Origin of the sequence: Bacillus sp. A260, from assembly GCF_009861435.1 — a bacterium.
GTDB lineage: Bacteria > Bacillota > Bacilli > Bacillales > Bacillaceae_G > Bacillus_A > Bacillus_A cereus.
Map to the genome: position 1 here is coordinate 461966 of NZ_CP046398.1, position 14106 is coordinate 476071.

The window sequence follows — 14106 nt, forward strand, 5'->3', positions numbered from 1 at the left end:
TTGTGCCCAGAGAAAACAATAAACGAAGTAGTATATATACCTTTACGTAGGAAGGAGCCAGACAGGTGAAACGAGTATACAGCATATGTCTTTCAACTATGGTCTCGTTTATTCTATTATTTCCTAACATGAGTTTTGCAAAGACAACGGTAGAAACAAAAATGCCTTCATCTGTTTTAAATATTTCTAAAGACAATACGTTTCCAAACGATGCGCAAGATTTACCGCGTTTGCAACCGAGTAAGTTTGCTCAAGAACTATTGAAAACAGCAAATATTAAAATTGAAAACCCAGACTTAATTCGAATGTTTAATGAAACGACAATTTCGAATGCGCCGCTTGCGGTAGGGTACCGAGCGAAGATTTATTTAGGTCAATGGGCTTTACATTATGAATCGATTGATACATCGATTAATTGGGAATATAAACAAGTGAATCGAAATGTGTATGATAATCGCGGAGGAGACCGTTTATATCCACTTCGCTATAAGCAAGAAACACAAAAGACGGTTGAAGGCGATTTAACAGCAGATATGAAAGATGCTGCAGATGTGAAAAAAATGATGCTTCTCAAAGCACTTGAAAAAGTACAATTACCTCTTTCGTTTAAGACAACTATTGGTTATGGTACTGGACATGAGCGTGTGTATAATATTAGTCCGAGTCAACTTGGATATTTATACGCTTATACACCAGCAGTAAATGAAAAGGGAAAAGTAACATTTGGAGAAGTGTATCTTGTATTAAAGGGAAATCAAAAAAGACTTGTTGTGAAAAATATTACTTCTCAAGGAATTGGAGCGGCAATTCCAATTCATGATCATTTGTTTTTTAAATTTATTTCTTCTTCTCACTCGCAATAACATAAAAAACGTCAGCTTATAAGCTGACGTTTTTTTTATAATGTAATGTTTGCTGTTTTTGATAAGAAATCTTCTGTCGGATAGTAGCTGTTTTTTACAAGAACATTTGGTCCAAGACATTTTACTGCAGGACAGTGGCAGCTTAATGATTTTGCTGTTTTTGAAGTGCTCCATTTTTCATACGCTTCTTGTAATGTGTTTGTTTGTATGTTTCCTAGAAGTGGAACATCACCAAAGTCCGTCACAATAATATTTCCATCGAAAATATTTACATTTAAACGAGAACGGCCATCTGGATCATTACGAACAGTTACATTTTTGCTCTCTTGCAATTTTTTAAATGTAGCTATGTCTTTTTCGTCATCGCTACAAGCATAGAAAGGTAAAGTTCCAAATAGCATCCATACATTTTCATCGCGAATTTCTAGTAAATGTTCAATCGCATCACGAATTTCAGCTTTTGTTAAAATCTCTAGATTACTCGCGAAGTCACTTGGATACATTGGATGAACTTCATGACGTTTACAGCCCATCTCTTCGACGATTTGGCGGTGAATATGTTCAATATGTGGTAGAGTTCTTTTGTTTAGCATTGTTTCGGCCGATACAAGTACACCTGCATCTGATAGAGCCTTACTATTTGTAATCATTCTTTCAAATAATTTTGCACGTTGTTCGTAAGTAGGCTTACGCTCCATCATTGCAAATCCGCCTTCAACGAAGTCATCAATTGTTCCCCAGTTATGAGATATATGCAATACGTCTAAATAAGGAATAATCTGTTCGTAACGTGCTAAATCTATAGTTAAGTTAGAGTTGATTTGAGTGCGAACGCCTCGTTCATGGGCATATTTTAAGAGTGGTGTTACATAGTTGTCGACGGATTTTTTTGAAAGCATAGGTTCGCCGCCAGTAATACTTAAAGAACGTAAATGAGGAATCTCATCTAATCGTTTTAATAAAAGATCCATCGGAAGCGGATTTGGGTCTTTCGGCTGTAACGTGTAACCAACAGCGCAATGCTCACAGCGCATGTTGCATAACGTCGTCGTTGTAAATTCAACATTTGTTAATAGTAGTTTGCCGTACTCTTCAAGGTCCATATACGCTTCCCATGGATCGTAAGAAGGAGTAATCGGCTTCATTTTTTGTGATATCGTCATATGAAATACTCCTTTGACTATTGAAATAACAATTTGTCCATTCTCTATAATAGAAGAATATGTGCTTTTTATAAAGTGAAACTTTTTAGCATGGAAAGAGAGAGGGCTTACATTATAGTGGATGACTGTGACAAAATTGATGAAATTTCATGCCCATAGCAATCGTTTTTGCGGTATAATAAAAGCAACTCGAATTAAAAGGAGAGTGCCTTCATGGGAAAAGCAATTCAAGATAAAGATACACAATTAGTATATTTAAAAGAACGTTTAAATATGTTCATTGAAGTAATTGATACAATTGAACCTGAAGAAGTAGAATTAGAAGATGTAGATCGTCTTCTTGCAATGTTAGATGAATTAGAATTAAAATGTGAGCAATTTAAAAAAGACGAATAATATATTAAAAAGGCTACCAATTCCAATTTGGTAGCCTTTTTCTGTTCGGGTAATAGAAGGACGATAGAAAAAGAGGTATAATCAAGTTGTGAAAAATTTCATTTATGCTCTAATAGCGTGAAACAAATAAATAGCTAAAGAGCATAACAATTGAATTTTCAGCTCATAACGTTTTGGTAGCGTTCACAATTGAGGGGGAAGTAACAATGGAAAAGCTTCAAGAAAGCATGTATCAACTAATTGTTGAAACGTCAACGAACTTACCGAAAGATGTTCGTCGTGCGATTCAACAAGCGAAAGAGCGAGAAAATGCAGGGACTCGTTCTGCGATGGCACTTGGCACAATTACAAATAATATTAAAATGGCTGATGATAACATCTCGCCGATTTGCCAAGATACAGGGATGCCAACGTTTAAAATTTATACACCAGTTGGTGTGAATCAATTAAAGTTGAAGGAAGCTATCTATAATGCGCTTGAGCGGGCGACAAAAGATGGTAAACTTCGTCCCAATTCTGTTGATTCTCTTTTTGGAGATAATAGTGGAAATAATTTAGGACCAGGTACACCGGTGATTAAGTTTGAACAATGGGAAAAAGATTATATTGATGCACGTTTAATCCTAAAAGGTGGTGGCTGTGAGAATAAAAATATTCAATATAGCTTACCGTGTGAACTAGAAGGACTTGGACGAGCTGGCCGTGATTTAGAAGGGATTCGTAAATGCCTTCTTCATGCAGTATATCAAGCACAAGGGCAAGGATGTAGCGCTGGTGTAATTGGTGTTGGTATCGGGGGAGACCGCACATCAGGTTATGAATTGGCAAAAAATCAATTATTCCGTACATTAGATGATGTCAATCCAGTACCAGAGTTACAACATCTTGAAGAGTACGTATTAGAAAATGCGAATAAGCTTGGCATTGGTACGATGGGATTTGGCGGAGAAACAACTTTACTTGGTTGTAAAATTGGCGTCTATAATCGTTTGCCAGCTAGTTTCTATGTATCTGTTGCGTATAATTGCTGGGCATATCGTCGCCTTGGTGTGAAAATCCATCCTGAAACAGGAGACATTATGGATTGGCTATATCAAGAAGGTGAAGATACACTTCAGCATGAAGTACAAGAAAAAACAGAGCAACGTGAGATTGTATTACAAGCACCAATTACAGAAGAGCAAATTCGTGAACTTCGCGTTGGTGATGTTGTAACAATTAATGGCATGATGTATACAGGTCGTGACGCAATCCATAAGCATTTAATGGATAATGATTGTCCAGTAGATTTAAATGGACAAATTATTTACCACTGTGGTCCAGTTGTTGTGAAAGATGAAAATGACAATTGGCAAATTAAAGCGGCAGGTCCAACGACAAGTATTCGTGAAGAACCGTACCAAGGCGATATTATGAAGAAATTCGGTATTCGCGCTGTCATTGGAAAAGGCGGTATGGGTGCGAAAACATTAGCGGCTTTAGAAGAACACGGCGGTGTATATTTAAACGCAATCGGTGGTGCAGCGCAATATTATGCTGAATGTATTAAAGAAGTGAAAGATGTTGATTTCTTACAATTTGGTATTCCGGAAGCAATGTGGCATTTACGTATCGACGGGTTTAAAGCAGTTGTAACGATGGACTCTCATGGTAATAGCTTACATGCAGATGTTGATAAAACATCACTTGAAAAATTAGCTAGCTTTAAAGAGCCAGTATTTAAGTAAATAAAAAATGCATCTCGAATGATTCGAGATGCATTTTTTTGGTATATATAGAAAAACATGTTCAGCATGAAAGAATGTGTAGCAACAGAAACTACAAGTACGATTATATATGGAAAGGAGACTATTTATGAAATATAAATGGTTATATATCGGTCTCATTTTTTCAATTATGATGGCACTTGTTCCAGTTTCAGCACTGGCTTATACAAATACTCCACATAACTGGGGAATCCCGCGTCCTAAAAATGAAACAGTACCAGATGCAGGAAAGTTATATACAGATTTACTACAAAAAAATGGCGGGTTTTATTTAGGAGATACGAAGAAAAAAGATATTTATTTAACATTTGATAATGGATATGAGAATGGATACACAGGGAAAATATTAGATGTATTAAAAGAGAAAAAAGTACCAGCAACTTTCTTTGTAACGGGGCATTACATTAAAACACAAAAAGATTTATTGTTAAGAATGAAGGATGAAGGACATATTATTGGAAACCATTCTTGGAGTCATCCTGATTTTACAGCGGTAAATGATGAGAAACTTCGTGAAGAATTAACAAGTGTAACGGAAGAAATTAAAAAAGTAACTGGGCAAAAAGAAGTGAAATATGTACGTCCTCCGCGCGGTGTATTTAGTGAAAGAACGTTAGCTCTTACGAAAGAAATGGGCTATTATAATGTATTTTGGTCACTTGCATTTTTGGATTGGAAAGTGGATCAGCAAAGAGGATGGCAATATGCGCATAATAATGTTATGACGATGATTCATCCAGGATCTATTTTATTACTTCATGCAATATCAAAAGATAATGCAGAAGCACTTGCGAAAATCATTGATGATTTGCGCGAGAAAGGGTATCATTTTAAAAGTCTAGATGACTTAGTAAAAGGCAATCAACCGTAAGCAGGTATGCTTACGGTTTTCTCATGCTATAATGATGTGTAAAAAGGATGGGGAAACGTATGTGGAGCGAACATGTTACGTTAGAGTATCCGTATCATTTTGAAGAAGTATTAAAACGTTTATCTTTTGATCCTCTTAACGTCATTCAATTAGATGAGAAAGTTATTTATATCCCGCTTTGTATAGACGAGGAACAGGTTGTTGTTCGCTTACAAGGGATTGGTACTGTTCAAAATCCACAGTTTTGGATTTCTAGTCAGACAGGAGATCCAGAGAAAGTCATGAAACGAATGAGGGCCATTTTTCATTGGAATGAACCGTTTCAAGATATACAAAATCATTTTTTAAACACATCATTACGTCCACTATTTGAAACATATGCTTATACTCCAATTATTTTAGAATTTGATTATTTTGCTTGTCTGCTTCGCTGTATCATTCACCAACAAATAAATTTGAAATTTGCTACTGTGTTAACAGAACAATTTGTGAAACGGTATGGAACAGAGAAGAACGGTGTATTCTTTTTCCCCACTCCGGAAATAGTAGCAAATATTTCAATAGAAGAATTGAGAGAGCAGAAGTTTAGTCAGCGAAAGGCTGAATATATAGTAGGATTAGGTCGAAGTATTGTCAGTGGTACATTAAATTTAGCGAGTATAGAAAATGGGACGGAAGAAGACATTTCAGCACAATTGTTGCCAATTAGGGGAATTGGTGCATGGACAGTGCAAAACTTTTTAATGTTTGGGCTTGGACGGAAAAATATGTTCCCGAAAGCGGACATTGGGATTCAGCGTGCAGTGCAAGGTATATTTCAATTAGATGATAAACCTGATGATGCATTTTTAGAAAAAGTGAAACAAGAGTGTGAACCATACTGCAGTTATGCAGCGTTATATTTATGGAAAAGTATAGAGTAGAGGTGTAATAATGATACAAAAGCAACATGAGAGTAAGTTGGAAGTTGGTCAAACGTTTCCTGTGACAATTAAACGTCTTGGGATTAACGGAGAAGGCGTTGGTTATTTTAAGAGACAAGTTGTTTTTATTCCAGGGGCATTACCAGGAGAAGAAGTTGTTGCAGAAACAACGAAAATTCAGCGTGGCTTCGCTGAAGCGAAAGTGAAAAAAGTTCGTAAAGCTTCACCGCATCGTGTGAAAGCACCGTGTCCAGTATATGAGGAGTGTGGCGGTTGTCAGCTGCAACATTTAGATTATAAAGAACAATTGAATCAAAAGCGTGATATCGTTGTACAAGCATTTGAGAAGTACATGAAAAATAGTATGGAAGAGAAAATTCGCCCAACGCTTGGCATGGAAAATCCATGGCATTATCGTAATAAGAGTCAATTACAAGTGGGGCGTAAAGACGAAAAGGTTATTACAGGGCTGTATAAACAAAACTCACATCAGTTAATTGATATTGCTCATTGTATGATTCAACATAAAGCAACGAATGAAGCGACAAAAGTTGTAAGACGTATTTTAGAAAAATTAAATGTTTCTATTTACAATGAGAAAAAACAAAAAGGTTTAGTACGTACAATTGTGACACGTACTGCAGTTCAAACAGGGGAAGTACAAGTTACACTGATTACAACAAAAGAAGAGTTGCCAAATAAAGAACAATTTATTGCAGAAGTACAAAAACAGATGCCAGCTGTTAAATCGATTATGCAAAATGTAAACTGGCGTAAAACATCTGTTATTTTCGGTGATAAAACATTTAAATTAGCTGGAAAAGAAGTCATTCAAGAAACACTTGGTGATTTATCATTTGAACTGTCAGCACGTGCATTCTTCCAGTTGAATCCAGAACAAACGGTTGTTTTATATAATGAAGCGAAAAAAGCGGCTGCTTTAACAGGAAATGAGAAAATTGTAGATGCGTATTGTGGTGTTGGTACAATCGGACTTTGGCTTGCAAATGATGCAGCGGAAGTACGTGGTATGGATGTAATTCCAGAAGCGATTGCAGACGCAAGAAAAAATGCGAAGCGTCACGGATTTACAAATACGAAATATGAAGCAGGTAAAGCTGAACAATGGTTACCGAAATGGGTAAAAGAAGGATGGCGTCCAGATGTAATTGTTGTCGATCCACCTCGTACAGGTTGCGATGATAAATTACTGGAAACAATTTTAAAAGTGAAACCGAAACAAGTTGTTTACGTATCTTGTAACCCTTCTTCATTAGCGCGTGATGTACAAGCGTTAATGAAGAGCTATGAAGTGGAATATGTACAACCAGTTGATATGTTCCCGCATACAGCTCATGTAGAAAATGTAGTGAAGCTTGTTAGAAAGTAAAGTTTATTAATATTCCCTCATGGTATGAGGGAATATTTTCTATGAAGGAGAATGAAATGAACAATTATAAATTAACGATTCAGTACGATGGTGCACGTTTTAAAGGATGGCAACGTCTCGGAAATAACGATAATACGATTCAAGGAAAAATCGAAAGTGTCATTTCTGAAATGGTCGGAAAAGAAACTGAAATTATCGGTTGTAGTAGAACAGACGCTGGTGTACATGCTTTGAATCAAGTTGCTAACTTTCAAAGTGATGAGAAGTTAGTGGAACATAAAGTGAAAAAATATTTAAATCAATATTTACCTAACGATATTAGCATTACGAATGTGGAAGAAGTACATGATCGTTTCCATGCTCGTTACAATTCTAAAGCAAAAACATATCTGTATAAAATTTGGAATGAAGAGCATACAAATCCATTTATGCGTAAATACAGCATGCATGTGAATAAAAAATTAAATGTGAAAAGCATGAAAGCAGCTGCAAAACATTTAGTTGGTTCACATGACTTTACTGCTTTTTCAAATGCGAAATCAAAGAAAAAATCTATGGTTCGAGAAGTATATACACTTGATGTGATGGAAGAGGCAGGGTTTGTACAAATTAGAGTAAGTGGTAACGGCTTCCTTCATAATATGGTAAGAAAAATTGTCGGGGCATTAATTGAAGTTGGATTAGGACAATTAGATGCTGAAGCAATTCCAAACATTTTAGAGGAAAAGCAGCGCAATCAAATTAATTGTCTTGCTGAGGCAAGTGGGTTGTATTTAGAGAATGTTGAGTTTTAATGGCAAATAAAAAAATCGGGCTAAGTAGCTCGATTTTTTTAGTATTAAGAAGATTTTTCGTTTTTTATACGTATCTTCAAATTCCAAAAAGCAGCAAGCATAATAGCTGCAAAGGAGCCAAAAATTGTTCCTAATAGCTTTGCATAAGGAGAGCTGCTTACATCGGCATTAATGAATAACATCATACAGAGCATGGCAGGGAAAAAGTATAAGTATTGTAATAACTTTAATTTTTTATCATTACTCATATATATAGCCCCTTTCTAGCATGTTATATATTTATTATAACATATTTTACCAAGTTATTTTTACACTTGGAGACATGTTTATTTCATATGTGTAAATGCAGTTTTTTAATTCGATATTGTAAGTTTTGCCTACTTAATCCTAAAAATTTTGCAGCTTGTGAGATGTTGCCATGATTCTCTTTAAGAATTTGGTTAATGTAGTTCTTTTCCATTTTTTCTATTGTGTGTTTTAAAGTTTTAGGTGCATCAGTATTGTGAGTAGTTAGTGCATGTTGCATATTGAATTCTGTTTTTATTCGTTCGCGAAAGCGAGTAGGAAGATGAAACGCTGTAATGATGGTTTCATCTTCTATCAAGTTCATGGAACCTTCAATTATATGTTCCAACTCCCGTACGTTTCCAGGCCAATCGTAGGCATAGAAAAATTCTCTTACATTTACATCTACATCGGTTACGTTGAGCCCGAATTGAGTATTATATTTTTCAATAAAGTGCTGAACAAGAGCTGGAATATCTTCTTTTCTTTCACGTAAAGGCGGAAGACATAAAGTAACGACGCTTAATCGGTAATATAAGTCTTCTCTTAATCGATTATGTGCGATGGCTTCAAAGGGATCTTCATTGATAGTTGCTATAATGCGAACATCAATTTCTTTTTCGTGTGTACCTCCGATTCTTCGTATTGTTTTTTCTTGTATAGCCCGCAGCAACTTAGCTTGAAGTATTGGGCTTAATGAATTGATTTCATCTAATAACAAAGTTCCTCCGTTTGCTTCTTCGAATAAGCCTGATTTATCTATTGCTCCTGTAAAGGCACCTCGATTTGTGCCAAATAGTAGGCTTTCCATTAAGGTATTAGGTATAGCGGCACAGTTTTGTGAAATAAAGGGTTTTGTTGAACGCTGACTTTCATTATGGATGCTTTGTGCAAATAGTTCTTTACCAGTGCCTGTTTCTCCTACTAGAAGTATGGAGGAAGATGTACGAATTACTCTTTTTCCTTCTGTAATGATTGATTGAATGGCTTCAGAATCACCAATTATGTGATCAAAGGTAAATTTAGTACTTTGTTTTCGAGAAGGACCTATTTTTATCGTTTGCTTTAAGTTACTAATTTCTTTTGATATTTCAATAGCGCCTTTAATTTTTCCATTTTCTATTATAGGGAAAGTATCGTTAATCGTTGTAATTTCTTGTCCTTTATTGTTAAAATACGTTTGTTTTATATTTTTCTTTGTTTTTCCAAATTTTAATGCCTCTATAAGAGTACTATTTTTATTTTCCTCAAATGCGAATACTTCTAAAGGACTTTTATATAGCACATCTGAGCGCTCCATTGATTCAATTTCCATCATTTTGCGGTTATAGATAATCGTCTTACTTTCCTCGTTAATAATATGAATTCCGATGTCGAGTTCATTGAGTAAAGTTTCATATAGCATATTCATTTCAATGATCTGTTTTAAATTAATTTCTTCTGTACGCATAGATTATCTTCTCCTCATTCCACCCTATGAAGACTGACTTTTTATAATTTTATTAAAATTCTTATAAAATCGCAAAAATTTTTTGCTATTTTCCTTTTAAAATCTCTGAAATGATAGAAAAATTTTGCGGTTATGAAGTTTTTTTTTTGAGAAACCTTCATTTTAAATAGGAATTGGAGATTGGTACGCATTTTGCATAAATAATAATTGATATATCTAAAGGAGGGATATGCAACGTTTCAGTACCAACTAATAAGAAGGAGGAGTGTATAAAGTGAAGACGGTTATAGAATGCGTGTATAGTCCTTGTTACGGGAAAGTAGAGAAGTTATTTGTTACGGAAAGTTCTTACGTATACGAGTGGGAGAAATTAGCATTAATTGAAACAATAGATAAACAGAAAGTAGAAATTAAGATAGGGATCAGTGGTTATATTGAATCATTAGAAGTAGTAGAAGGACAAGCTATTGCTGATCAAAAGTTATTAATAACAGTAAGGGATGACCTTTTAGTAACAGGCAGTGATTAATGTAAGTGACGTGTATTTTTGCTCTTTTAAATCATTATTTTTACGGTGAATAATTTTAAAAACGCTTACATTAAATGGGTTTACAAAGTGAAAAGGGGGGATTTATATGATGAATCAAAATCAAGGATTAAAAAGAGAATTGAAAAGCAGGCACATATTTATGATTGCACTTGGAGGCGTTATTGGTACCGGTCTTTTTTTAGGATCTGGGTATACAATTCATGAAGCTGGGCCTGGAGGAGCGATTGTAGCATATCTTGTTGGAGGATTTGTTATGTATTTAACGATGCTCTGTCTCGGAGAGTTAGCTGTTGCAATGCCTGACGCAGGATCTTATCAAACGTATGCGACAAAGCATATTTCTCCTGCAGCAGGTTATGTAGTTGGATGGATGTCATGGTTAAACTGGTCAGCTACGATAGGGATTGAACTAATTGCAGTTAGTATTTTAATGAAACGATGGTTTCCTGATGTACCTTCATGGATTTGGTGCGTAGTGTTTGCGGTACTCCTCTTTGCTATTAATGCGTTATCTTCAAGAAGTTTTGCGGAAGTTGAATTTTGGTTTGCAAGTATTAAAGTAATTACGATTATTGCATTTATTATTTTAGGCGGGGCAGCAATGTTTGGTTTTCTAGATATGAAAGGAAATGAACCAGCGCCGATGTTCTCTAGTTTTACTGATTATGGTGGATTGTTCCCCAATGGATTATCAGCCATTTTAATTACGATGATTGCAGTTAATTTTTCTTTCCAAGGAACAGAATTAGTTGGTATTGCAGCAGGTGAGAGTGAAAATCCAGAGAAAACAATCCCGAAGGCAATTAACAATACAGTTTGGCGTATACTTGTTTTCTTTGTACTATCTATTTTTATTCTTGCTGGACTATTCCCTTGGCAACAAGCGGGAGTAATTGAAAGTCCATTTGTAGTTGTATTTGATAAAATTGGTATTCCTTATGCAGCAGATATTATAAATTTTGTTATCATTACAGCAGTGCTATCCGTTGCGAATTCAGGGTTATATGCAACTTCTCGTATGCTATGGTCTATGTCTAATCAAGGAATGATTAGTCCGATTTTTGGTAAGTTATCTAAAAACGGTGTTCCTATTTATGCATTGATTGTAAGTACAATTGTAGGCTGCCTTTCATTACTATCAGGTATTTATGCGGAAGATACAGTTTATTTATGGCTACTTTCTATTGCCGGGTTCGGGGCGATATTAGTTTGGGCATCTATTGCTCTATCTAACTTATTAGCTAGAAGGTCATACATAAAGCAGGGCGGGGATGTGAAAGAATTGAAATTTAAAACACCATTGTATCCATTTGTACCACTTCTTGCATTAGTATTAAATTTAACAGTAATCGTTGGAATGGCCTTTATTCCAGAACAAAGAATGGCATTGTATTGTGGTATTCCATTTATGATTGTTTGTTTACTGTTTTACCGTGCGACAAGAAATAAGGCACGTAAAGTAGAACATATTGAAAAGACAAATACGACGGAAGTAGAGAGCTTATAATATGAATTAATTTGGAGACTGTAAGATTTGTAAACAGTCTCTTTTTTTGTGAAAATAAAGCTGGAAACATACTATGTATGCAAAGGGGAATTAGCGATGAATCCAGAAGTTTCGCAGTTGTTAAAACAAATAGATTCAAGGAAAGAGGAATTGTTAGAACTTACAAAAACATTAATTCGTTTTGAAACACTAGCACCACCAGCGAGAAATACAAATGAAGCGCAAGAATTTGTTGCAGATTTTTTAAGAAAACGAAATTTTAGTATTGATAAATGGGATGTATATCCTAATGATCCGAACGTTGTTGGTGTGAAAAAAGGGGCAAAAAGTGACTCATATAAAAGTCTTATTATTAATGGACATATGGATGTAGCTGAAGTATCGGCAGATGAGGCGTGGGAAACAAATCCGTTTGAGCCATTTATAAAAGATGGTTGGTTAGTTGGACGTGGTGCAGCTGATATGAAAGGTGGGCTGGCTGGAGCGCTATTTGCCATTCAACTTTTACAAGAAGCTGGTATTGAATTACCTGGAGATTTAATCTTTCAATCAGTAATAGGAGAAGAAGTTGGAGAGGCAGGTACACTTCAATGCTGCAGGCGAGGTTACGATGCTGATTTTGCAGTAGTAGTGGATACGAGTAATTTACATATGCAAGGACAAGGCGGTGTCATTACTGGATGGATTACAGTGAAAAGTCCGCAAACGTTTCATGATGCAACGCGCAGACAAATGATCCATGCTGGAGGATGTTTATTTGGAGCGAGTGCGATTGAAAAAATGATGAAAATTGTGCAAAGCTTACAAGAATTAGAGCGCCACTGGGCAGTTATGAAAACATATGAAGGCTATCCGTCTGGAACAACAACAATTAATCCAGCTGTTATTGAGGGTGGAAGACATGCAGCTTTTATTGCGGATGAGTGCCGGTTATGGATAACAGTGCACTTTTATCCGAATGAAACACATGAACAAATAATAAAAGAAATTGAAGAGTATATCGGTAAAGTAGCAGCTGCCGATCCATGGCTAAGTGAAAATCCACCACAATTTAAGTGGGGCGGAGAATCAATGATTGTGGATCGTGGCGAAATTTTCCCTTCTTTAGAAATAGATAGTGAACATACAGCTGTAAAAACGCTTAGCTCAGTACATGAATCAATTCTTTCTAAAAATGCAATTTTAGATATGTCTGCAACGGTAACGGATGGTGGTTGGTTTAGTGAATTTCATATTCCAGCGATTATATATGGACCAGGTACATTAGAAGAAGCACATTCTGTAAATGAGAAAGTTGAAGTTGAACAGTTAATTGAATTTACAAAAGTGATAACAGCATTTATATATGAATGGTGCCACACGGAAAAATAGATTTGTACAGTAAAATCGTACGAGTATGTATACTTGTACGATTTTTTATTGAACTATTTCAGTGTTGAATATAAACAACTGAAATAGTTCTTTATTTTTCTATGTCTTTCGTTTTAGTTCAATTAATTTCTCTTTCGCTAATTCAACGGCAATCGCATCATCTAAATAGCCAATTGGAAAGAGATAGTCGGGAATAATATCTGTCGATAATATGAAATAAAGTAATGCGCTCCCAAGAACTGCACGTTCTTCTTTTGAAATGGTTTCATTACAAAATTGTTGATACATATCTGTTAATTGTTCAATAAAAGGACCAGCACTATCAATTTGCTCTAATTTGCTTGCAAAACTGTCATGAATACGTTTTTCGCCTTCTGTTGTCTGGGCATAGCGTTCGTAATTTTCGAGTTCTTGTTTTACGCGAGTTGTAGTGTAATCGAAATCGAATAAGTTAGAGGATTGCAGAGTTTGCTGAATGGTATCAAGAGATGTGTACATATCCGTCTTTTCTTTATTAATGTGAGGAGAATCAGGATACATTTCATCAAATAACAATTGGGGTGGAACTTGTAGACATTCTGCGAATTTTTGTAGGTGTTTTTGTTTTGGCGGTTGTTTACCATTCATAATTCTTGAGATTGTTGCGGGATCAATATTTGTAAGCATTCCGAGTTGGCGCATAGATAAGGCACGTTCTTTTAAAAGTTTTTTTATTAATCTACTAAGCCGCTCATTTGGATTTTCTTTAGGCATAGCGAAGGCACTCCTTTTTATTGT

Annotated in this window: 14 protein-coding genes; 10 read left to right on the top strand and 4 right to left on the bottom strand. The window is 35.5% G+C overall.

The genetic code is table 11. The annotated features are described in order from the left end of the window. The first annotated feature begins 65 nt into the window (after window positions 1–65). Window positions 66–863 (top strand): YfkD famly protein, encoded by a 798-nt coding sequence (locus GD442_RS02380; protein ID WP_001990596.1) that lies wholly within the window; start codon window positions 66–68, stop codon window positions 861–863. Window positions 864–898: 35 nt separating this feature from the next. On the opposite strand, the gene yfkAB is transcribed toward GD442_RS02380, so the two are convergent. Next, window positions 899–2026, bottom strand: a complete 1128-nt coding sequence (yfkAB, locus tag GD442_RS02385) for a radical SAM/CxCxxxxC motif protein YfkAB (protein WP_000156016.1) — start codon at window positions 2024–2026, stop codon at window positions 899–901. Between the two features lie 213 nt (window positions 2027–2239). Between yfkAB and GD442_RS02390 the strand changes: the two genes are divergently transcribed. The 6 genes from GD442_RS02390 to truA all read left to right on the top strand — a co-directional run bounded on the left by GD442_RS02390 (window position 2240) and on the right by truA (window position 8166). Next, a complete protein-coding gene (locus tag GD442_RS02390; protein WP_000513558.1) occupies window positions 2240–2422 on the top strand; it encodes an SE1561 family protein in 183 nt (60 codons plus the stop codon). 206 nt (window positions 2423–2628) lie between these two features. Further along, complete coding sequence (gene fumA, locus GD442_RS02395; RefSeq protein WP_000413523.1) at window positions 2629–4149, top strand: class I fumarate hydratase; 1521 nt, start codon at window positions 2629–2631, stop codon at window positions 4147–4149. A gap of 127 nt (window positions 4150–4276) precedes the next feature. Further along, on the top strand, window positions 4277–5059 hold the full coding sequence (gene pdaA / locus GD442_RS02400; protein WP_000875956.1) for a delta-lactam-biosynthetic de-N-acetylase: 783 nt from the start codon (window positions 4277–4279) through the stop codon (window positions 5057–5059). A gap of 59 nt (window positions 5060–5118) precedes the next feature. Further along, on the top strand, window positions 5119–5982 hold the full coding sequence (locus GD442_RS02405) for a DNA-3-methyladenine glycosylase family protein (protein WP_000269422.1): 864 nt from the start codon (window positions 5119–5121) through the stop codon (window positions 5980–5982). 10 nt (window positions 5983–5992) lie between these two features. Then, window positions 5993–7372: a 23S rRNA (uracil(1939)-C(5))-methyltransferase RlmD gene (gene rlmD, locus GD442_RS02410; RefSeq protein WP_000615206.1), complete on the top strand. Its 1380-nt coding sequence runs from the start codon at window positions 5993–5995 to the stop codon at window positions 7370–7372. A 56-nt stretch (window positions 7373–7428) separates the two neighbouring features. After that, window positions 7429–8166: a tRNA pseudouridine(38-40) synthase TruA gene (truA, locus tag GD442_RS02415; RefSeq protein ID WP_033687392.1), complete on the top strand. Its 738-nt coding sequence runs from the start codon at window positions 7429–7431 to the stop codon at window positions 8164–8166. Between the two features lie 44 nt (window positions 8167–8210). Here the strand turns inward: truA and GD442_RS02420 are convergent, their stop codons facing one another. Continuing rightward, complete coding sequence (locus GD442_RS02420; protein WP_000063860.1) at window positions 8211–8414, bottom strand: hypothetical protein; 204 nt, start codon at window positions 8412–8414, stop codon at window positions 8211–8213. A gap of 83 nt (window positions 8415–8497) precedes the next feature. Then, the gene (locus GD442_RS02425) at window positions 8498–9901 is read right to left on the bottom strand and encodes a sigma-54 interaction domain-containing protein (protein ID WP_159365032.1); all 1404 of its coding nucleotides are present in this window, start codon (window positions 9899–9901) and stop codon (window positions 8498–8500) included. Between the two features lie 274 nt (window positions 9902–10175). On the opposite strand from GD442_RS02425, the gene GD442_RS02430 reads away from it, so the two are divergent. The 3 genes from GD442_RS02430 to GD442_RS02440 all read left to right on the top strand — a co-directional run bounded on the left by GD442_RS02430 (window position 10176) and on the right by GD442_RS02440 (window position 13329). Further along, complete coding sequence (locus GD442_RS02430; RefSeq protein WP_000859480.1) at window positions 10176–10430, top strand: biotin/lipoyl attachment domain-containing protein; 255 nt, start codon at window positions 10176–10178, stop codon at window positions 10428–10430. 106 nt (window positions 10431–10536) lie between these two features. Next, window positions 10537–11958 (top strand): amino acid permease, encoded by a 1422-nt coding sequence (locus GD442_RS02435; protein ID WP_000981865.1) that lies wholly within the window; start codon window positions 10537–10539, stop codon window positions 11956–11958. A gap of 96 nt (window positions 11959–12054) precedes the next feature. Next, window positions 12055–13329, top strand: a complete 1275-nt coding sequence (locus tag GD442_RS02440; RefSeq protein WP_086408060.1) for an acetylornithine deacetylase — start codon at window positions 12055–12057, stop codon at window positions 13327–13329. A gap of 99 nt (window positions 13330–13428) precedes the next feature. On the opposite strand, the gene GD442_RS02445 is transcribed toward GD442_RS02440, so the two are convergent. Then, window positions 13429–14082: a helix-turn-helix domain-containing protein gene (locus tag GD442_RS02445; protein WP_001123715.1), complete on the bottom strand. Its 654-nt coding sequence runs from the start codon at window positions 14080–14082 to the stop codon at window positions 13429–13431. Window positions 14083–14106: the final 24 nt, after the last annotated feature.

Bases quoted from the DNA above. Each gene is read 5' to 3' on its own strand.
- yfkAB (WP_000156016.1), bottom strand. From the start codon at position 2,026: ATGACGATATCACAAAAAATGAAGCCGATTACTCCTTCTTACGATCCA.
- GD442_RS02390 (WP_000513558.1), top strand. From the start codon at position 2,240: ATGGGAAAAGCAATTCAAGATAAAGATACACAATTAGTATATTTAAAA.
- fumA (WP_000413523.1), top strand. From the start codon at position 2,629: ATGGAAAAGCTTCAAGAAAGCATGTATCAACTAATTGTTGAAACGTCA.
- pdaA (WP_000875956.1), top strand. From the start codon at position 4,277: ATGAAATATAAATGGTTATATATCGGTCTCATTTTTTCAATTATGATG.
- GD442_RS02405 (WP_000269422.1), top strand. From the start codon at position 5,119: ATGTGGAGCGAACATGTTACGTTAGAGTATCCGTATCATTTTGAAGAA.
- rlmD (WP_000615206.1), top strand. From the start codon at position 5,993: ATGATACAAAAGCAACATGAGAGTAAGTTGGAAGTTGGTCAAACGTTT.
- truA (WP_033687392.1), top strand. From the start codon at position 7,429: ATGAACAATTATAAATTAACGATTCAGTACGATGGTGCACGTTTTAAA.
- GD442_RS02420 (WP_000063860.1), bottom strand. From the start codon at position 8,414: ATGAGTAATGATAAAAAATTAAAGTTATTACAATACTTATACTTTTTC.
- GD442_RS02425 (WP_159365032.1), bottom strand. From the start codon at position 9,901: ATGCGTACAGAAGAAATTAATTTAAAACAGATCATTGAAATGAATATG.
- GD442_RS02435 (WP_000981865.1), top strand. From the start codon at position 10,537: ATGATGAATCAAAATCAAGGATTAAAAAGAGAATTGAAAAGCAGGCAC.
- GD442_RS02440 (WP_086408060.1), top strand. From the start codon at position 12,055: ATGAATCCAGAAGTTTCGCAGTTGTTAAAACAAATAGATTCAAGGAAA.
- GD442_RS02445 (WP_001123715.1), bottom strand. From the start codon at position 14,082: ATGCCTAAAGAAAATCCAAATGAGCGGCTTAGTAGATTAATAAAAAAA.